A 19360-nucleotide genomic window follows, 5' to 3' on the forward strand; every position below is an offset into this window, starting at 1 on the left:
CGGGTTGGCGGGCCCGGGGCGGGGGGGGGGCCCGCCGGGTTTTCCGGGCCCGCCCCCCCCCCCCCGGGGGGTGGGGGGGGGGCGGGGGGGGGGGGGGGGGGGGGGGCGGGGGCCGCCGCGGGGGGGGGGGCCCCGGCGGCAGCGGCGGCGGTGGTGGCGGTGGCCCGGTAGCGCAACGGTTTCGTGTTGGTCTGTTCCGCGTGCCCGTCGTCGGCCAACTTCTTGAGCGCGTTCCCGACCGCGCCCGATGATCGGCCGAGCTGTTTCGCGATGTCGCGGGGGCCGTATTCGGTGGCGGGGGTGTCCGCCAGCACCTTCGCCACCATGCGGCGAAGTTCACCGTTGCCCAACCGGGCACCGCTACCGGTGCCCGTGCCAGGTGTTGCCGTGGTTGTGGTGGGGGTAGTCATCGCGCGGCCCCCGGTCACCGATCCGCGAACGGGCCGAACTGCCACGTCACAGCCCCGGCGGCAGCGTCCCAGCCCGCGCGGGCCACGGTCGCATCCGGTTCCACCGTCCACGTGTCGGCGGCGTAATCGTCGCGATCCATGCGCACCACATCCACGCGCCACGCCCCGCCCGTGCCGAAGCTGTTCACGCTTTCCCGGATGTGGTTTTCCGCCCACACGCGGGCCGCATCGAAATCCCCGAACCCTTCGTAATCGCTATCCATCCGGATGTCTTCGGGCATGTCGGACAGCACGGCAACAAACGTGTCGGAGTTGGACAATTCGAACATGGTCATGGCAGTACCTTCCGTTTTTCCGCGCCAGCACACGGCGAATGATCGCATCGTGGGGGCGGGGGGTTCAATCAGATTTCCCAGATTCCCCGACTTTCCGGGGGCACAACGAAACTAACTCGAATCCCGATAGGCGCGCAACCCCGGAAAGCACACAATTTCAAAGAATTTTCCGCGAGGCCCCCATTTGACAAAGCAAGCCGAAAAAGAAACGGTCCACACATCACCCGCCGCGGTGCGAGACGGCAAAATGAAAGGCAATAAATAAAAGGGAAAACAATAAAGAGAGCAGCGACGGACACCGCCCGCCGATTGAGGTGCATCCGTAATCGGGTAGGCGATACGAGCGCCGCGTAGCCGCCGGGGAGCATGTCTATATAGCTTTGTATATAGACAATCCTGGATAGGGAACCCCCCACGAAAACCGCTCCCCACCAGCGGTTTCGCGGAGCTGGTCGAGGGGTGTCTTGATCACACCCCCGAACACCCCACGGATTGCCACCACCGAACACCCCACGGAACGGCCTCGCCGATATCACGAGAAACACGCTCATTTCCCAGCCCCTCACCCGGACCGGTTCGACGGAAAATGAATACCCCCGTCGGTGGAATCTGGCGACAATTCCAAGTGCCCTATCCGGCGCACTGTTTCCCGCTTCCCAGTATAGGCGATCATTCCATTACCCAGCCCATCGAATGATCACCCCTCGGGGGTTTTCCCCTTTCCAGGCGGCCGGATCCGAGAGGACTCGTTCATGGGTGTCGTCGGTGTGGTGTGGCGGAGGTGCTCAAGGAGTCGGCGGGTTTCGGGGCTGGGCGTCTCGCCGATCTCGGCGAGTTTTCTGGTGAGCAGCGAGTAGGTTCTCGTGAGGGCGGCGTGTTCGCCGAGGCGGGCGTGTAGGCGCAGAATGTCGTGCCACACGGGCTCGTTGTAAGGGTCGGTCTCGACCGCGGTTTCGAGTAATCCGAGGGTGGCTCGGGGGTCGATTTCGACGGTGTGCGCGGCGAGCCAGCCGACCGCGTTGAGATATTCGCGGCGGGCCGCCTCGCGTATCGGTTCGATCCATATTCCGGTCAGGTCGCTGGCCAGCTCGGCGGTGGCGAGGTCGATGATGCGGCGACACGCCGTGGCCTGCTCGTCGTCGCCGCGGGCGCGGCGACGTGCGGCGACCGCGGCGGTGAACTCCCAATAGTCCGCGGCGACAAGGCTTTCCGACAGTCGGTAGCGCAGCCGGTCGTCGGTGAGCAGGTCGGTGGCCTGGCCGCGGGTCGAGGCGGCGACCGCGGTGCGCAGGCGGCTCAACGCGTTGGTGAGGGCGCCCGAGGCCCGCGCGGGAGGATGCTCCCCCCACAACACATCGATCAGCCGGGGCCTGCTCACCCCGTCGGGGTGCAGCACCAGCGCCGCGAGGATCTCCCGGCTGCGCGGCTGCAACCGCCCCGTGATCTCCACCTCCCCCGCCCCCGCAGCCCGCCACACCACCCGGACCGGCCCGAACACCGAAATCGCCACCACCGGCTCGACCGTCGGCGACACCTCGGTGACAGCCGCGGACTCCGAGTGCACGGGCACGGTGTCGGTGGGCGCGGTGTCGAGGTCCCGGCCCAGCAGGGCGTCGGCGCTCGCGGCGATGTCGCGGCCGGTGCGGTCGGCCCGGGGCGGCTCGCCGCGGTCGTCGACCGGCGCAGGGGCGGGTACGGGGAGGACGGTGTCGACGTGGTCGTCCGTCGAGTCCGGGGGTGGGCTCGTGGAGGGGATCGGCGCCGAGTCGAGGCGATACACCCGCGGCCCCGCAGCCGGGCGGCGGCCGGTCGAGGCACGGCGGACGGGCGGGTGGGTCACCGTGTCGGGGGCTGGTGGGTGGAGTTGGTGGCGCACGGCGGTGGCGATCGTGCGGGCGGCGGGCAGCAGTCGCTGGCGGCGCGGGGGCCTGGTGCCGTGCAGCAGCGCCTCCGCGCAGCCGGGGGCGTGGGGGAGGGTGCCGAGCAGGGGCAGCGCGAGCGCGGCGGCGAAGTCGCTGTGTGGGCTCGCGCCGATCACCAGCACGCCGCGGCGGCGGGAGTGCTCGGTGAGCCGCAGGATGCGCTGGGCGGCGTGGAGCGGGTCGGTGTGGTCGGCGCGGACCACGACCAGGCAGGCGTCGGCGGCGGCGAGCACGGGGGCCAGGGGCGAATCCGGTTCGGGCGCACCGCAATCGGCGATCACCGTCGCTTCCAGCCCCGGCCAGCGCCGGTGGACGAGCAGGGATTCGGTCACGGCCGCGCGGGCTCGATCGCGGCCCGGCGGCGCGGCCAGCACCGCCACCCCGCCCGCCAGGATCTGCACATGCTCCACCAGTTGCTCCCCCGTCACCGGCCCGGTCGCCGCGACCGCGCGGGCCAGGCTCGCCACCCCCAGATACGGGTCACCCCCGTTCAGGTCGGCGAGCTGCCCGCCTGCGAGGTCGGCCTCCACCACCAGCGCGGGCTCCGGGCCCGGCCAGCTCTGCGCCACCGCCACCGCCGTCGTGGTCACCCCCGCTCGAGGACCCACCCCCGCCACCGCCAACACCAACGGACCCACACCCGCAGAGGAGGTCATCCTTGCCTCTGAATGTTGCTGATCACCAACCCCGCACTTCCCGAGGCCGGGATGGTGTTGATGAGCTGCAAATAATCGACGCGCTGCCGGTCGGGGTGCAGTTCGACGATGTGCACGGTCGCGGTCGATTCGGAGATCGGGGTGATCGCCACGCAATGCACGGTCCCGGGCGGGATCGACGCGATGCCCGCGGCGAGCCCGTCGGCGGCGATCCCCGACTCCGGGGCGAGCAGCCGCATCGCCGCCTCCGCGCTGCGGGTGACGTAGTAGGCGGCTTCGAAGCTGGCGATCACCCCCGCCACCGTGGCGGGGTCACCGGAACGATCGGTGACCACCGTGCCCGACAACCCCGTACACGGCCCCTCCCCCACCGCGCCGGTCGAACTCGGCGGCCTGGACGTATCCGGCGGCACCGCCGTCGCTCCTCCCGACGTACCGGGATCGCCCGCGTGGCCGACCATCGCCGCCACTCCCACCAGCACGGCCACGATCGCCGCCAGCGCCCACCACGCCCGCCGTGGCACCCGCTGCGCGACCGCATCCCGCCACCGGCCCCGTCCGGGCGCGTGCGGCGCGAGGGGAGCCGACGCCACCGCCACCAACCACCGCCCCTCCGACAACGCCGCGCGAGCATCGGCGTCGTCGTCGGCCCACCACTGCGCGGGCCCGGTATCGAGGTCGAGGTCGCGGTGCGGGTGCGGCCCGGACGCCAGATTCATCTCACCCTCCGTCGAAAACGCCTCTCCCCCAAGGAGGTTCACTGGGGGTTCTTCGCTGAACAGTGCGTCCTCCCGGGGGCCTGTCCGCACCCCGCCAGGGGTCGCGGCGGGGTGCGGACAGGGTTTCCCCTGGAGGGGGTCTCACGAGGGGGCGTGCTCGGGACGCTCGCCCTCCCTCTCGTCCTCGCTGTGGCTCGGGCGCCGCTGCGCCGCGGCGACCGGGTCGGTGAGGTCCTCACCGAGGCGGGCCAGGACATCGCCGATGGCCGCGACCGCGGTGGCGCGGTGCCCGGCGTCGTACTCGCGCCAGGTCACCGTCGTCCCGCGCTGCCGGTAGGCGATCAGGGCGCGCTGACCCGCCCGGACGGGGACCAGATCGTCGCGGGTGCCGTGATACAGGTGCAGCGGCATCGCCAACCCGACATGCGCGAGGGTCTCCAACGCCAGCACTCGCCGCCACCACACGTCGTTCCACGGGTCCAACCGGCGACACCAATGCGACAGCGGCTGCGGGAACTCGCGCAGCAACTCGCTGCTGGGCAGGCGAGCGGCTTCGGCCGCGGCGAGGGCACCCTCCTCGGTGAGGACATGACGCAGCGGGAGCTGCTCGTAGGCGCGCGCCAGCCCGACCACCGCCGCCAACCCCAGCCCCGCCGCCGGGCCGCCACGGTTGATCAGCGGAGCCAGCGCGCCGAGGTCGGAGACAACGGCTCCGGCGGCGACACCGCGCAAATCCAGCTCCGGCGCATACCAGGGATGCATCTCCCCCGCCGCGGCCACCGCCCGGCCCCCGTCGGCGTACCCCCACGCCACGCACGGCGCGACGGGGGTGTCGAGGTCGGCGCTGCGGTAGACCGCGCACGCCAGATCGAGGGTCACCCGCGCGGCGGCGCGGGCGGCGAGGAAGGTGTGCGGCCCGGTCCCCCACACCCCGAGGCCCTCGCCGTCCGGGACGGCCACCACCCAGCCCCGCCGCAGCGCCGCCTCGATCCCGGCCACGGAGTCGGCGGGTTCGTTCCCGGTCACCAGCAGCCGCGATGGCACCTCCGCGCCGCCCAGACCGCGGAAACCCGGGGAGAACAGCAGCAGCGCGTTCGTTCCCGGCGCGGCGTACTCTTCGGGGATCACCACGATCCCCGACACCGGAATCAACTCCGACCGGCTGTTGGTGGAGACGTAAAGGATTTGGAACGCACCCGCGGCGGCGGTGAGTTGGGGAACGAACACCGGCCGCGCGCGGATCAGGTCGCCGTGGCGGAAGCCTTCGAGGGACGGGGGATCGTAGAAGTCGGTGATCACCGCGAGCCTCCCGCGAGGTCGTGGGCCAGCGCGACCAGCCACGCGATCCCGCTGGCGAGCTGCCCCGAGGCGGCGTACCCGGTGTGATGGCCGTGCACATCGGCATACCGCAACCACACCGCCGGATTGAGCAGATCCGCGTTGTCCGCGACGAACTGCCCCCACGCCGCCGACAGCTGCCCGGCCAGGCGAGGGAGCTGGGTGAGCGGGTCAGCGGCCACGGCGGCGGTGACCTGCCCCCAGCGGGCGGTCGCGGCGGCGACCTCCTCCGCCGACGGGGGCGGCGTGCGGGGGTCGGCCGCGGTGGTCAGCCGCTGCGCCAGACTCGCCGCGGGCACGTAATCCACACCGCCAGCACCGATCTGGATATCGTCGAGCACCACCCGGGTCCACGCATCCCCGAGCACCCGAGACAACAGGCCCTGCAGCGAGGCGAGGGCGGCCACCGGGTCCCGCAGATCGGCCTGCGCCGCGATCTCCGCCCCCACCCGCAACACCGCCGCGCGATCCGGAGCCGCACAGCTCACATCGGCCTCAGCGCAGATATCGACGACCCGGCCGGTAAGCGCGCCGTAGTCGGCTCCCGCGTCGGCGGCCAGACCCCCACCCGCCGCGGGTGCGGCCGAGATCACCACCCCCGACACCGCCGCCCCGGAGGTGCCCGGGGCGGGATCGGGAACGAGTTGACCGGGACGGCCCACGATCACCGGCGCGCCGGGAGCACGATCGGGATTCGAATACACCAGGACCCCGGCGACCCGGTCGGGAGCCACCGGCCCCTGTCCCGCCCCGACCGCGCGCGCGAACTGCGAAACCACTTGCGCGCCTTGGGAATACCCGACCACCGCGAGACCGGTGGCCGGGCACTGGTCCGCGACCTGCCCGGCGGTCGCGTCCAGGGCGGCCAGGCCCGCGCGCACCGACTCGGTGTAGGGGACACTGCTCGCCCCAGTACCCACCGCGCCGCCGAACCCGGCCGGGTAGGCGATATAGGTGCGCTGCGCCAAACCGGGAACAGCGGCCACGACCGGGCCGAGCAGCGCACCCACCATTCCCGTGTCCGCGGTCGGAGACGCGGTCGGGGAGGACTCGCTGGTGCCCTGCACCGCCAACACCCACAACGCCGGACACACCGAGCTATCCACCGGCGGTTGCGCCGAGCCCGGGTGACCGGGCAGACACGACGCCGCCCCGCACGAGGCCAGCACGGTGGCCACGGCGGCGAGGAAACGCAAGCGGGTCACGGCTGCCCCACCCCCGCCCCGGCTCCGAAACCGGCACCGATGGTGCCTCCGGTGAGGGCACCGACCGCGGCGACGGGAATCCCGGCGATCACCGCGCCCGCGAGCGCGCCCGCCGCCGCGCCCACCGCGGTCCCCGCCACGCCGGAGGTGACGGTGCCGATCACCGGGACCTCGATCACGGTGCCGAGCGCGGCCCCGGCGATACCGCCGACCGTCCCGCCGATCAGGCCGCCCACCACCGCTCCGGCGGCTGCGGCGGGCGCGCCCGTCACCGCCGCGCCGACAGCCCCGCCAGCGGCGGCACCGGCGATGGTCGCGCCCGCGACCCGGTCCGACCGGCCCGCGGGCAGCCCCACCGAGTCCAGAGCTGTGGCGACCTGCGCTTCGGCACCGGCGGCGACGCCGTTGATGTCATCGCGGATATCGGGGGGCAGCCAATCCGGCGCGGGAGTCTCCCACTGGCCGATCCGGATCGTGTCCGGCGGCGGATCGATCGGCGCGACCGGAGCCACCGCCTCCGGCGAATGCAACTCCGCCAGCTGCACCGGCGGTGCCGGATCCGGCGAAGGCGCAGGCCGCGGGGCCGGACCGTTCCGCACCTCCGGCGGCTGCGTCGGATAATCCGCCGGTGACGGCGGAGGAGGAGGAGGAGGTGGCGGTGCGGGGGCGGCCGTCCCGGGCTGCGCCGGGCTGGTCACCCCCGGCTGATCAGCGATCGAGTCGACAGTGGCCGCGAGGGTCGTCACGGGTGTGGTGAGCACCATCAGCGAGGTGGCCCCGAGGACGAGCGCGCGAGCGCCCAACCCCCCGGGCCGGATTGTTTTGGGCATGAATTCACCCCTCGGGAACGAGAAAACAGAAAAGGGAATGGCGCGTATTACGCGCGTGAGAAAAGGGCGCTCCCGGCCGCTCGGGACAGCCGGGAGGCCCCGTCATCGATCTCCTCTGATCAGAGGAAGGCGAGCACCTGGCTGGCGATGGTCAGCACGTTGCTCGCCAGGGTCGTGAGCCCGTCGAGCCAGGACAGGATGACGTAGGGGTCCACAATTGATCCTTTCGGGAGGGTGTTACTTGCTCCCTCATCACAACCCCGAACCGCCTCCCGCACCAGAGTTTGCGGGGCGAAAAAAACGGTTACCACCCCAGCTATACCTTTCGGCATCGGCACCGATCTGGGATAACGATCGAAAGGGATAACGAAAGTAGTAAATGACGACTTTCCGCCGCGAACGCCCGGCCGCTCCGCAGACGCACCCCCCGCCGCGCGGTGCGGGTGATGGTAGACCGTCCCGGCAGGGAATCGGGGGCGGTTGCGATCTGTCCGCTCGATGGAGGATCACGGACCAGGGTCCGCACGACGAGGGGCTCTATCAGCACTTTCGGTCGGCCTGTACGTAGCTCGTACGTAGGCCGGGTGTCCGTCGTCCGCAGGTCCGGAAGAATTGTCCGTATAGGGGCAGTGCTACCGGTCTGGCTTGTGTGCGATAGTGAATAAGTCCCTTGGGGACGCGATCACGTGAATACGACGATCAGTTCTGGGCTTCGGCGCAGGCTCCGAGCCCATGGAAATCCCGCACGCGCGTTTCCTGTGGGGGTGTGAGATGAATCCGCGCTCGGCGCTGTCGCCTCGGCTTGCGTCTATGATCTGTGATATGCGAAAGCCTGGCAGCGGGGGGCTGGAGCCCGCCAGAAAAATCGTCGGTCGTGTGCGTGAGCTTGACGAAATAAGAAGGTTGCTCACCGACGACAATATTGGATTGTTGACGCTGGTCGGTCCCGGCGGTGTCGGGAAGACCCGGTTGGCGCTGGAGGCGGTGCGGCGACTGCACGAAGAGCACGGCGACGGTGTGACAGTGCATTGGGTTCGGCTTGCCCGCGTTCCTCGCAACGCGAGCGCGGAGACCGTCGAGCAGGAAGTCGCGCAAGCCGTGATCGCCAACGACTTCTCCGGCCGCGATGCCCGAGACGCTCTCGTGGACGCCCTCGCCAGCCCCGCCTACGAGGAGGGGCCCCAGCGTCGCGTGCTGGTCCTCGACAACTGTGAGCACATCCTCGGCAGCGTCGGCCACGTCGTCGACGATCTGCTCACGGCACTACCGTCCCTCACCATCCTCGCCACCAGCCGCGAGCCACTCGGATGGGTGGAGGAATACCTGGTCAACGTACGACAGCTGCCCCTCGGCGACGCCATCGCGCTGTTCCGCGACTTCGCACGCCAGCGCGGCATCGCCGTACCCACCGACGACGAGGCCACCGTCGCCCGAATCTGCCGCCGCATGGACCTGCACCCCCTGTGGATCCGCATCGCGGCAGCACAGCTCACCTACCAATCCCTGGACATGATCAGCGCCGGACTCACCGGCGGACCGGACGACCGCAGACTGGGCTGGCAATCCGGCACGCGTGTCGGCAGCGAGGTGCGCCATCGTGGCGTTCACCATGCCGTCGCCTGGTCCTACGACGGACTCACCGAACCGGAGCGCAGGCTCTTCGAGAATTTGAGCGTTTTCTCCGCAGGCTACGACACCTCGACCGACGAGCCGGGCGCCGACGAGGTCGGCGCGGACCTCGACGCCATCCGAGCCATCTGCGGAGACCCGGACCTGCCCGACATCGAAACCCTGCTGCACGCCCTCGTTGAAAAAACCTTGGTCACCCGACACGACACGACGACCGCGGTGCGGTATTCGCTGCTGGAAACGCTGCGCCTGGCGGCGCGGTCTTTCCTGCGACAGCGCGACCCCGACGCCGAGCGGCGGCTCGCGGTGGCGCATCTGCACTACTACCGCGACCAGCTCGCCGAAACCGCAGCCCACTTCTTCGGGCCGCGCGAGGACGAGAGCCTCGCCTGGGCGCGAGCGGCCTGGGACCAAATCCGATGCGCGATCGACACCGCGGCCAGCGTGCCCGGCGAAGCCGACGCCGGTCTCGAGATCTGCGTATCACTGATCAAGATGCGGGTCCCGTTCGTTCGAGGCTCGCTCCGCGACATCCGGCTCTGGACTACACGTTGCATCGACGCGAGCTGGGGAGTCCGCAAGCCCCTCACGCCCACCCAGATCATCGCGAAGTCCGCGATCAGCTGGCTGACACTGCGACAAGGGCAGTCGGCCGAAGGCATCGAGCTGCTCGAGGAATGCGTCGCCGCCTGCCTCGCCGACTCCCGCCAGATGGCGCTGTGGCGGGAGCGACCGGACCTCGATCTGGGGCTGCCCGCCATCACCGACCTCGCCACGGGCACCGCGCTGTTCATGGCCCGGCGAGACCCCCGCGCCATCGCTGTCCTCGACCGGGCGGTCGCCCGATTCCGGGCCGCGGGCGAGAGCAGCAGCGAAGTCATGGCTGGGCTTTTCGCCGCCCTCGCCGCGGCCCTACTCGGATCCGCCGAACACGCCTGCCGCCTGTCCACGCAATGCCTCGACACCGCCCGACGATCCGGCGCGACCTGGGCCCAGTCATGGGCAGAACTCGGTTACGCCGTGGCCGTGATGCGCCACCGCGACCCCGCCGAAGCCGAAACCGTGCTCCGGCACTCGCTCACACGCCAGATCGAGGTCCGCGACCAATGGGGCGCGGCATGGAGCATCGAGCTGCTGATCTGGGCGAAGGCGTACGCGATATCCCGGCGGCGCGTCGACGGCAGACCGACCGACACCGCACTCGAGATCGCCCACCTCGCCGGTGGCGTCAAAAAATTGCGCGCCGACCTCGGTATTTCGATCGAAGACATGGGCTCCTTCGCGGACGCTGCCCTCCACGCCCGAGACGTCGCCCGGAAGGCGATCGGCCCCGACACCTACGCCGCCGCCGAAGCCCGCGGCCAGCAGCTCAGGCCCGACCTCGGCGAAGTCCACCAGCTCGCCATGGGCACACTCACCCTCGACACCGACATCACCAGCGTGAGCAAATCCCACTGGAGCAGACTCACCGCCAGCGAAGAAGAAATCGCACTCCTCGCCGCCGCCAAATGGAAGAACGGCGAGATCGCGGATCGACGGCGCTCCAGCGAAAGAACCGTCGCCTCCCAGGTTTTGGCGATCACGAAAAAGCTCGGCATCACCTCCCGCGACCGAATCATCCACTACGTACCCGAAGAAAAGCTTCCCGAAGTCCGAGCACTAGAGACGCACAACCCCAGCGGAAAACCCACCAACACATTCAACAGATAGCGGCCCGCCCAGTAAAACCTCCAAAACAAAGCCAGCACTCCTCGACAACTGAAACAGCGAACAACTCCGACACCGGATATCACCGCGCGATAGGAGCCGGGAAATGCACGTCGGACAGCCCAGCCGCACGGCGATGTACACGGCCCAGGCCAGGGCCTACCATCAAATCGCCGACCAACCACGGATTTTCCATGACCCGTTCGCACTACGAATCGTCGGCGAATCCGGACACCACCTGCCCGAACTGGATCAGGGATTCCCACCAGACCTCGCACGCCGACGACGCCTCTGGATCGCCGCACGCAGCCGCTACGCCGACGACACCCTGATGACTGCCATCGCCGCAGGAACACGCCAGGTCGTAATTCTCGGAGCCGGTCTGGACACCACCGCATACCGCATATCACCCAAGGCCCCCACCGTACGGTTCATCGAAGCCGATCACCCCGCAACCCAGGAATGGAAACGGCATCGCCTCGGCGAGGCCGGAATCGACATACCGCCGACCCTGACCTTCGCCACCATCGACTTCGAGCAACCCCTCACCTCGGCACTGACCGAGGCCGGCCTCGACCGCACTCGCGGCGCCCTGTACCTCTGGCTCGGCGTCACCATGTACCTGACCAGAACCTCGATCGACGCCACCCTCCGGACCATCGCTGGACACGGCAGCAACGCTCAACTGATTTTCGACTACTTCACCCCACCCCACAAAAACCCCACCAACCTCGACGCCCAACAGATGAATGCCCGCGCCGACCGCGTCGCCGCACTCGGAGAGCCGTGGCGCACCTTTCTAACCGACACCGAAATCAACGAAAAGCTAAAAAATCTCAGCTTCCGCCGAATCGAGAACTACTCAGCCACCTCGCTCCTGACGCTCTACGGGGTACAAAATCTCACGGGCTCATCAGCAATTGAACCCCACCTCGTCCACGCTTCTCTAGCCACCGGCAGGAACGGCCCATGATTCGTCAGAGCTAGGCGCGCGCCCGTTCAGCTTTACTCGTGCCTTCAACGTGAGTCGAGTAAACAACCGTCGTAGCTCGCGTGGAGTGGTGTGGGGTTGATGGCATGGAGGGTGCCCATGCCGAGTCTCCGCGCCGGGCGCAGGTACTGCTCGATGTCGTCGACGAACACGTACCCGCGTGCGCGCTGTCGGGATTTCGCGCGAGGGTTCATTCGGGGATGGTCGACGTGGGCGACCGCTCATCGCGGCGACTCGTAGGCTCCGAACCACCCCAGCGTCACCGTGTCGTCACCGCTAAGCCCAGTGCCCAGACTGATGGAAATCCCAGGCGTCGCTCACGATGTCGGCGAGTGCTGGGCGCTGCGGCTTCCAGCCGATCACTCGGTGTGCTTTCTCGCTGGAGGCGATGCAGATCGCCGGGTCGCCCGGTCGCCGGTCGCCGATCTTCACGGGAAATTCTCGACCAGTCACTTCTCGCACTGTATCGAGCACCTGGCGATTAGTGTGTCCGTGCCCGTTGCCGAGGTTGATGATCTCGTGCTGTCCGGGCTCGATGGCGTCGAGTGCGAGCAGATGCGCGCTGGCGAGGTCGCTGACGTGGATGTAGTCCCGGATACACGTTCCATCGACGGTCGGGTAGTCGGTGCCGTACAGCGTGAACGAATCCCGTTGTCCGAGTGCGGCTTGCAGCAGGATCGGGATGAGGTGGGTTTCGGGGTCGTGCCGTTCGCCGAGCCAGCGCCCGCCAGCCACCTGGACTGCGCCGCTGGCGTTGAAGTAGCGCAGGCTCGCGGCGGCGAGCGGGCCCGCGCCGCATTCGCCGCTGATCATCAGGTCTATGGCGAGCTTGGTTGCCGCGTACGGGTTCTTGGGGCTGACCGCCGCGTCCTCATCGAACGCGGTGGTGCCGTCCCCGGTGTACATCGAACCGGTGCTCGAGAAGATCAGCCGCGGAACTCCGGCGGCGCGGATCGCGCGCAGCAACGCCAAGGACCCTTCGATGTTCTGGTGCCAGTACTTCTCGGGGTCGCGCACCGATTCGGCGACTTCGATCTTCGCCGCGAAGTGGAGAACACCCTCGAATCCGGCACTGGCGGTGAGTATTTCGGCGCTGTCGTGGACCGATGCGCGGTGCAGGACCACGCCGTCGGGGACGTTTTCGGCGAAGCCGGTTGACAGGTCATCGAGTACTTCGACCTCGTGGCCGGCCTCAACGAGCTGGTGGGTCACGACGGACCCGATATATCCGGCACCGCCGGTGACGAGCAGCTTCACGGGTTGTCCTCTACAGGGTTTCGTCAGATGGTGGCCGTGGCCAGAATGTAGCCCTTGGGGTCGCGGAACTGCTGTCCGGGCCGAGTGGCGAACCAGTCGGTGATGTCGGCGGCGGCAGCGGCGGTGATCTCGTCGCGGGCGGGGTGGTTTTCGGTGATGCCGCAGAACGCGAACAGCGAGGTAGCGAACCTGATCAGTGGCGCGGGTTCGGTGAACACCAAAGCGTTGTCGAAGCGGACGATATCGACCGCACCGAACACCCTGGTCATGATGTCGGGCAGGGTTGTCGAGTTGACCGTGTTCACCAACTCCGATGCTGGTTCTATCCCGTGCTGGCGGGCGCGGTTTTCGATCACCTCGCGAGTGCGGGCGGCGGTGCCGGGATGGTTCACCGTGACCGCGACGCGGCCGCCGGGCCGGGTGATCCGCGCGAACTCGGTTAGGGCCGCGTGCGGGTCGGGCAGGTGGTAGAGCATGTGGCGGGCCGTGACGACATCGAACGTGTCGGCCAGGAACGGCAGCGCGGTCGCGTCGCACCGGTAGGCGTCCACTCCGGTGATGGCGGCGGCCGCCGCGACCATGGCTGGGGAGTTGTCGGCCCCGACGATCCGCCCGGCGTGCCCGGAGGTGGCGAGGTGGGCGAGGAATCTGCCGTCGCCGCAACCGATGTCGGCAATGTCCTCGGCGCCGGTGAGCGCGAGGGCTTCCAGGACCGTGACGATCGGATTATCGGGGTAGAGGCTGTGGTCGCGGTGGGTGGCAAGGCGGATCTGCAACGGGGTGAGCGTGGAATATTCGCTGGTCACTGTCGGCGCGGCGGTCATGATCGGATGTCCTCCTGGGGGACGGGCTCGTGGTGGTGCAGATTCCCGGCGGCCATGACCAGTATCGGCCTGGTGAGCGCGGTGAGGTCGCGGGTTGGATCTCCGGACACGGCGATCAGGTCGGCGGCCCGCCCGCGCGCGAGCGTACCGATCTCCTCGCCTAAGCCGAGCGCGTCAGCGGCGACGCGCCCGCACAGCTCGACTACTTCGCCAGCGCTGAGTCCGAGGTCGGTGTAGGCGGGCAAGGACTGCGGGAACCGGTCATGGCGGCTGTGCGGGATGCCGGAATCGGTGCCGGGAATCAGGGTGACGCCTGCGGCGAGCATGAGCGACAGGTGTTCGCGGCGCACAGCCCACGGCAGGCGGCCGACGGCGTTGCGGGCGTGTTCGTTGATGGTGGGGCACACCGTGATCCCGGCGGCGGCGATCTCTACGACCAGGCCGCGATCGAAGTCGAACCCGTCTTCGCTCATCCAGGTGCAATGCTCGATCGAGTCGACTCCTGCCCGGACAGCTTGGCGGATGCCGTCGGTGCCGTGCGCGTGCGCGGCGACGCGCAGACCGTGTTCACGGGCCGCGGTGACGATCGCGGCGAGCTGGCTGCCGGTGAACTGCGTTGTGTAGGGCGATGTGTGCCCGCTGGTGGTGAATCCGCCGGTGACCATTGCTTTGATCCATCGGGCACCGGCGGCCGCCGCAGTGGTGATGTGGCCGCTGATGTCGGCGGTGGTGGTGACGGCTCCTCCGAGGTGGTGGCAGTGCCCGTCTGGAACGGTCAGCGGGACACCGGCTGCGGTGACCCGCAGACCCGGCGGGGCAGGAACGTGCGGGCCTGGTCCACCGAGGTCGCGGACGGTGGTGACCCCGGATTGCAGGATCGACGCGGCGATGTCGCGTTCGCGGGCGAGATCGGGGGACTCGGCCAGGGACAGGTGGACGTGGCTGTCGATCATTCCCGGCAGCAACGTGCCGTCGGCAACGTCGATTCGGGCGGCGGCATTCCATCGGGCCGGGAGGTCGCCGACGGTGCCGATCCACGCGATTCGGTCGCCCTCGACGGCGACGGCACCGGACCGGATCGGCGCGCCCGCTCCGGTGAGAACCCGGTCGGCGGTGAGGACGATCACGGGCGGCCTGCCGTCTCGGTCGGGCGGTAGCGGTCGGCGTCGGCGAACACTTCCAGCACCAACGTGTTCGCCGCGACGGTGGCCGCGTGCGGCTGCTGGTCGGCGAGGGTGAACATCTCACCGGCCGCCAGGGTGCGGGTCGTGTCGGTGTGCAGTTCGATATGCCCCGCGACGACGATCCCCATTTGCGGGCCGTGTTGGTGGGTGGGCACGACCGTTTCGGCGCGGAATTGCCAGAACACGAGCTGTCCGTGATCACCGGCCAGTAGATATCCCTCAGCGGGAAAGGCCGACGTGATTTGGGGAAGCTGGGTGATCCAGTCGGGCCATTCGTTCATTGGGACGCTCCGTTGTTCGGTGTGGGTCCGGTGTAGTCGGCGACAGGGTTCGCGCCGAAGTTGTGGGGTCCGACCCACCCGTAGTAGTCACGACGCAGCTCGCGCAGTAGCCCTCCGATGACCTGGGCGGGATGGGTGCCGGGGCCGCTGGCGTCGGCTGGGGAGATGCGGGTGAGCCGGTACAACGCATCCGCGGCCGTGGGCACGGTGTCGGGGTTGATCCGGCTCGCGACGACGTGCAGGGCGCTCGCGGCGTAGCGGCGCAGCCCGACCGGGCCGTAGCGGTGCACCGTGGCGGCCAGGACCGCGTGCTGGAATCCGTCCAGCAGATGCGCGCCAACCGGCAGATCGTGTAGGGCGGCGATCAGTTCCCATTGGCCGCCGGTCGTCCCGAACAGCCGGGTCGCGGCCGCGATGGTGAGCTGATAGACCTGCGCCGCTGCCAGCGGGGACGGGGCGTTGTGTTCGCGGGCCCGGACCACCGCCGAAATGACGACCGGGTTCAGCAGAGCGTTCGCGGCGGGGTCGCCGGGCAGGTCGCTGTAGCGGCGGGCGCTGGTGCCGGTGGTGTTGGCGCGCAACGCTTCCAACGCGGTCTTGAGTCGCCACGGTGATGCCTTCGGTGGGCTGTCGGGGCAGTACACCGTGGCCAGCTGATGCACCAACCCTTCCAGCCCTTCCCGCGCCCCCACCGCAACCGACGGCCCGACCGCGGCCGGGCCCGCCAGTGGCGTCGCACTGGCGCAGCTCAGATCGCATCCGAATCGTCCGGCGACTCGCGGTAGATGGTCGCGTTCCACCGTGAACGCCGTGGTGTCGATTTCGGGGTGGGATTCCCGCAGCGCCGCAACGAGTTTGGCGACAAGATCGGCGGCGGCCGCCGCGTCGTCGGGGATGATGACCAGATCCACGTCCGAGCCCAGCACCCAGCGGTCCCCGACGCGGCGGACGCTCGGTTCACCGCGCGCCAGCGATCCGGATACCGCTACCGTCGTGTCGTCGCCCAGCAGCATCGTGGCGTAGTCGGCGACTGTCGCGGTGTAGTCGGCGAGCTGGGCGGCGACTTGGCGGCGCGCGGCGTCGGAAACCGTCGAGCTGTGGGTGAACCATTCCCGCACAGCGTGTTCCGGCTCGTTCATGGGGTGCTCACCTCGATTACTGCCGACATTTCCGCCTGAGCGTGCCCGGCCGCGACGGTGCGGGCGAATCGGTCTGCGGCGGCCGATGTGGCTGCGGGAACCCGGTCGGCGAGCGCCGCCAGCAGGTACCGCAGGTCTTTCGCGATCACCGCGCATGAGCAGTCGGTGAACGTGTGGTCTCGGGCGCGCATCGCGGCCCCGTACCGGGATGCCGCTGGCGCGGCCCACCCGCGCCGCGACCACACTTCGGTCAGCTGCTCGACGTCCAGGCCCGCGCCGTCGGCGGCGGCGAGCGCTTCGGCCAAGCCGGTCAGGATCACCGCTGCCACCCCGTTGTTGAGGAGTTTGGTTAGGGCGGCGGCGGCCGGGCCGCCGCCTATCCGGACGATCTCGCCACACACCGCCTGGAGAACCGGAGCGGCGGCGGTCAGCGCGGTATCGGTTCCGGCCGCGAAGGTCACCAGGCTGCCATCAGCGGCGGCCGCCCGGCTGCCGGTCACCGGCGCAACCACCGGCAACGCCCCTGCCGCCGTCGCCGCGTCGGACCATTCGCGGGCGTAGCCCGGTGACAGCGTGGACGATTCGATCACCACCGCACCGTCCGCGCCCGCCATCGCTCCGGCCGGGCCGAACCAGACCGCATGGCTGGCGTCGTCGTCGTGAACCAGGCTCCACACGGTCGCCGCGCCGATCGCGGCACCTGCGGCCGTGGCGCACACGACGGCGGGCCCGTGGATTCGGCTCTGGGTGCGGTTGTAGCGGCGTAGCCGGAACTCGTTGCCGCGCAGGGTATCGGCGATGGTGCTGGCCATGATCCCGGCACCGAGCACGGCGACCACCTGATCGTCACGGCGCATCGCTGACCCCCTGCCCGTACAGCAGCCACACCATCGTCGGTGCCCACTGCGCCGCAACCCGCAAGTGTGGATAGCGGGCGACCACATCAACCGAAGCGATCGCCGCATCGACCTGTCCGGCGGCGGCGGCCGCCGCCGCGAGGGGTTTGGCATCGACGGTGACCAGCCGTGCGGCGGGCGCGTGCCGGGTCGCGAAAACCCGCGTCGCCGGATGGGTCGCCACTGTTTCCGGTGAACGGGTCAGGTCGTCGCGCACGGCCAGGCACATGGGTTTGGTCGGGCTTTCCCAGCAGCGCAACAACCGCAGTACCCCGTGATGCCGGAAGTGCTGATCCACCCATGAATCGACCGCGCGGCCTTCGGTGTCCAAGCGCAGATATCCGGCCGCGACCAAGGCCAACACCTGGGGATCTGCGGCGGCGGCGGTCATCGCGGCCGCGAACGAGTCGACCAACCAGGGTGAGGCGCAATGCCGGGCCGCCTCGGCGTCGGCATCGGTGCCAACGGGCCCGAGGGTCACGATCGGCTGGTGCACCTGGAAGTCGGCCGGGCCGTGCTCGAGCACGGTAATCGCTTCCTGCGGGCAGCAGGCCGCGGCTGACCGTGCGGCCGCGATCGGCAGTGTGGTGCCCGGCGTCGGCTCGGCAACGGTACCGGTGAAGGTGAGGTGTCCGGCGGCGATGGGCAGACATACCCCGGTCCCCGCGCAGCGACGGGCGTCGATGATCAACGTGGCGTCCATGCCACCTCCAACCGCTCAAGTGCCCGGTTCACCCGGCCGTGTCGCCACACCACGCCGTTCTCAGCGTCTCCCAAGTGCAAGGACGGGAACCGAGACACCAACTGCGTCAGTGCGATCCGAGATTCCATGCGGGCCAGACGCGCACCGATGCAGAAGTGGGTGCCGTGCCCGAATGCCAGGTGCCGGGCCCGGCCGTCCCGATCAAGAACCAGTTCGTCGGGACGGTCGAACACCGCCGGATCTCGCCCGGCGGCGATGGTCGCCGGAACCACCGCGTCCCCGGCCCGCACCAACACCGGCCCCAGCTGCACATCGGTGGTCGCAACACGGGTGAACCCGCCGCTGATCCCGACCGGCACCATCCGCAACAGTTCCTCCACCGCGACCGGAATCGCGGCGGGGTTGTCGGCGAGCAGCTGATAGCGGGCCCGGTCGCGGAGCAGCGCCAGGACCGCGCTGGACAGGAAGATCGTCGGCGATCCGCGGCCACCGATCAAGCACGCGATGACCAGGTTCACCACCTCGTCGTCGGCCTCGGCGGATTCACCGAGCATCGCGAACACCCCGGACGGGTTCGCGGCCGCCATTTCCCGCGTCAGCTCCTCGCACTCGGCGCGCGCCTCGGCAAGCGCCTCGGTGGTCGCGTCGCGGTCGGTCAGGGCGTCACCGAGGGTGAACACCTGTTCCCGGAACTGTTCGGGCACCCCGAACAATTCGCAGATCACCGCTGCGGCGAAGGGCTGGATGTAGGCCGAGATCAGCTCGACCGGCCCGCAGGCCGCCTCCATGCGCGTCGCCAGCTTCTCGGCTGCGGCCGCCACGGTCGGTTCGAGGGCGGCGACCTGGCGGGGCGCGAACACGGCGGCGATCCGCATCCGCAACCTGGTGTGCCGGGGCGGGTCGTTGGCCAGAATCGCCGCTGGCGGAAGGAGTTCCAGCGTCAGCCGCGCCACATGCTCGTGGTTAGCGTGCTCGCGGGAGAACCGGGGATCGGCGAGAACCGTCCGTACCAGGTCGTGACCGGTGACCAGCCACGCCCGTAGGCCGGAGGTGAACACTACCGGCGAGATCGGACCGTGGGACCAGTATTCGGGTTCCAGCTCCGAAGTGTGCGGGTTGCCGTTCCCGAAGGGATAGAGGCGGCGCGGACAGTGCGCCACCGAGTCGTCCAGAGTCATCGGCATTCCTTCGTGCACCGTGGAAATCAAGGCGCAGCAATGGAGTTCGCGCCAATTGCAAGCCTTGACAAATGTGCGCGATCCTATGTTGGACCGCTATCACAAAGGTAAGGTGACCAGGCGAAAGGTTGAACTGACCCGCAGTACGAGTAACGC

16 protein-coding genes are annotated in these 19360 nt (G+C 69.3%); 2 read left to right on the forward strand and 14 right to left on the reverse strand.

Translation table 11 applies throughout. The annotated features are described in order from the left end of the window. Positions 1-424: 424 nt before the first annotated feature. From ACFYTQ_RS28165 to ACFYTQ_RS28190, 6 genes are all read right to left on the reverse strand, one after another. Positions 425-745: a hypothetical protein gene (locus ACFYTQ_RS28165; protein ID WP_387367406.1), complete on the reverse strand. Its 321-nt coding sequence runs from the start codon at positions 743-745 to the stop codon at positions 425-427. Between the two features lie 697 nt (positions 746-1442). Further along, positions 1443-3323 (reverse strand): BTAD domain-containing putative transcriptional regulator, encoded by a 1881-nt coding sequence (locus ACFYTQ_RS28170; protein WP_387367409.1) that lies wholly within the window; start codon positions 3321-3323, stop codon positions 1443-1445. Then, complete coding sequence (locus ACFYTQ_RS28175) at positions 3320-4042, reverse strand: hypothetical protein (protein ID WP_387367412.1); 723 nt, start codon at positions 4040-4042, stop codon at positions 3320-3322. Before ACFYTQ_RS28175 ends, ACFYTQ_RS28170 begins: the two co-directional genes overlap by 4 nt. Before the next feature lie 141 nt (positions 4043-4183). Then, entirely contained in the window at positions 4184-5341 is a 1158-nt protein-coding gene (locus ACFYTQ_RS28180; RefSeq protein ID WP_387367414.1) for a lipase family protein, read from the reverse strand. Then, complete coding sequence (locus ACFYTQ_RS28185) at positions 5338-6585, reverse strand: cutinase family protein (RefSeq protein ID WP_387367417.1); 1248 nt, start codon at positions 6583-6585, stop codon at positions 5338-5340. Before ACFYTQ_RS28185 ends, ACFYTQ_RS28180 begins: the two co-directional genes overlap by 4 nt. Further along, positions 6582-7415 carry a hypothetical protein gene (locus ACFYTQ_RS28190; protein ID WP_387367420.1) on the reverse strand — a complete coding sequence of 278 codons (834 nt, stop codon included), beginning with the start codon at positions 7413-7415 and terminating at the stop codon, positions 6582-6584. Before ACFYTQ_RS28190 ends, ACFYTQ_RS28185 begins: the two co-directional genes overlap by 4 nt. 822 nt (positions 7416-8237) lie before the next feature. Between ACFYTQ_RS28190 and ACFYTQ_RS28195 the strand changes: the two genes are divergently transcribed. Together ACFYTQ_RS28195 and ACFYTQ_RS28200 are read left to right on the forward strand one after the other, a co-directional pair. Further along, positions 8238-10754, forward strand: a complete 2517-nt coding sequence (locus tag ACFYTQ_RS28195) for an AAA family ATPase (protein WP_387367423.1) — start codon at positions 8238-8240, stop codon at positions 10752-10754. A 103-nt stretch (positions 10755-10857) separates the two neighbouring features. Beyond that, the gene (locus ACFYTQ_RS28200; RefSeq protein ID WP_387367426.1) at positions 10858-11724 is read left to right on the forward strand and encodes a class I SAM-dependent methyltransferase; all 867 of its coding nucleotides are present in this window, start codon (positions 10858-10860) and stop codon (positions 11722-11724) included. A gap of 294 nt (positions 11725-12018) precedes the next feature. Here ACFYTQ_RS28200 and galE read toward each other — a convergent pair whose 3' ends face one another. Genes galE through ACFYTQ_RS28240 form a run of 8 tightly spaced genes read right to left on the reverse strand, consistent with a single transcriptional unit; the run spans position 12019 to position 19204 of the window. Beyond that, positions 12019-12999, reverse strand: coding sequence for a UDP-glucose 4-epimerase GalE (gene galE / locus ACFYTQ_RS28205; RefSeq protein WP_387367429.1), 981 nt, complete (start codon positions 12997-12999; stop codon positions 12019-12021). A gap of 23 nt (positions 13000-13022) precedes the next feature. Further along, positions 13023-13823, reverse strand: coding sequence for a class I SAM-dependent methyltransferase (locus ACFYTQ_RS28210; protein WP_387367432.1), 801 nt, complete (start codon positions 13821-13823; stop codon positions 13023-13025). After that, positions 13820-14950, reverse strand: a complete 1131-nt coding sequence (locus tag ACFYTQ_RS28215) for an amidohydrolase family protein (protein ID WP_387367436.1) — start codon at positions 14948-14950, stop codon at positions 13820-13822. Before ACFYTQ_RS28215 ends, ACFYTQ_RS28210 begins: the two co-directional genes overlap by 4 nt. Further along, positions 14947-15288 carry a hypothetical protein gene (locus tag ACFYTQ_RS28220; protein WP_387367439.1) on the reverse strand — a complete coding sequence of 114 codons (342 nt, stop codon included), beginning with the start codon at positions 15286-15288 and terminating at the stop codon, positions 14947-14949. Before ACFYTQ_RS28220 ends, ACFYTQ_RS28215 begins: the two co-directional genes overlap by 4 nt. Next, complete coding sequence (locus ACFYTQ_RS28225) at positions 15285-16427, reverse strand: hypothetical protein (RefSeq protein ID WP_387367442.1); 1143 nt, start codon at positions 16425-16427, stop codon at positions 15285-15287. Before ACFYTQ_RS28225 ends, ACFYTQ_RS28220 begins: the two co-directional genes overlap by 4 nt. After that, entirely contained in the window at positions 16424-17284 is an 861-nt protein-coding gene (locus ACFYTQ_RS28230; RefSeq protein WP_387367445.1) for an NAD(P)-binding domain-containing protein, read from the reverse strand. Before ACFYTQ_RS28230 ends, ACFYTQ_RS28225 begins: the two co-directional genes overlap by 4 nt. Next, positions 17274-18026: a ferredoxin gene (locus ACFYTQ_RS28235; protein WP_387367448.1), complete on the reverse strand. Its 753-nt coding sequence runs from the start codon at positions 18024-18026 to the stop codon at positions 17274-17276. Before ACFYTQ_RS28235 ends, ACFYTQ_RS28230 begins: the two co-directional genes overlap by 11 nt. Further along, positions 18011-19204, reverse strand: coding sequence for a cytochrome P450 (locus ACFYTQ_RS28240; protein WP_387367450.1), 1194 nt, complete (start codon positions 19202-19204; stop codon positions 18011-18013). Before ACFYTQ_RS28240 ends, ACFYTQ_RS28235 begins: the two co-directional genes overlap by 16 nt. Positions 19205-19360: the final 156 nt, after the last annotated feature.

The sequence above is a fragment of the Nocardia sp. NPDC004068 genome (genome assembly GCF_042874315.1).
Classification (GTDB): domain Bacteria; phylum Actinomycetota; class Actinomycetes; order Mycobacteriales; family Mycobacteriaceae; genus Nocardia.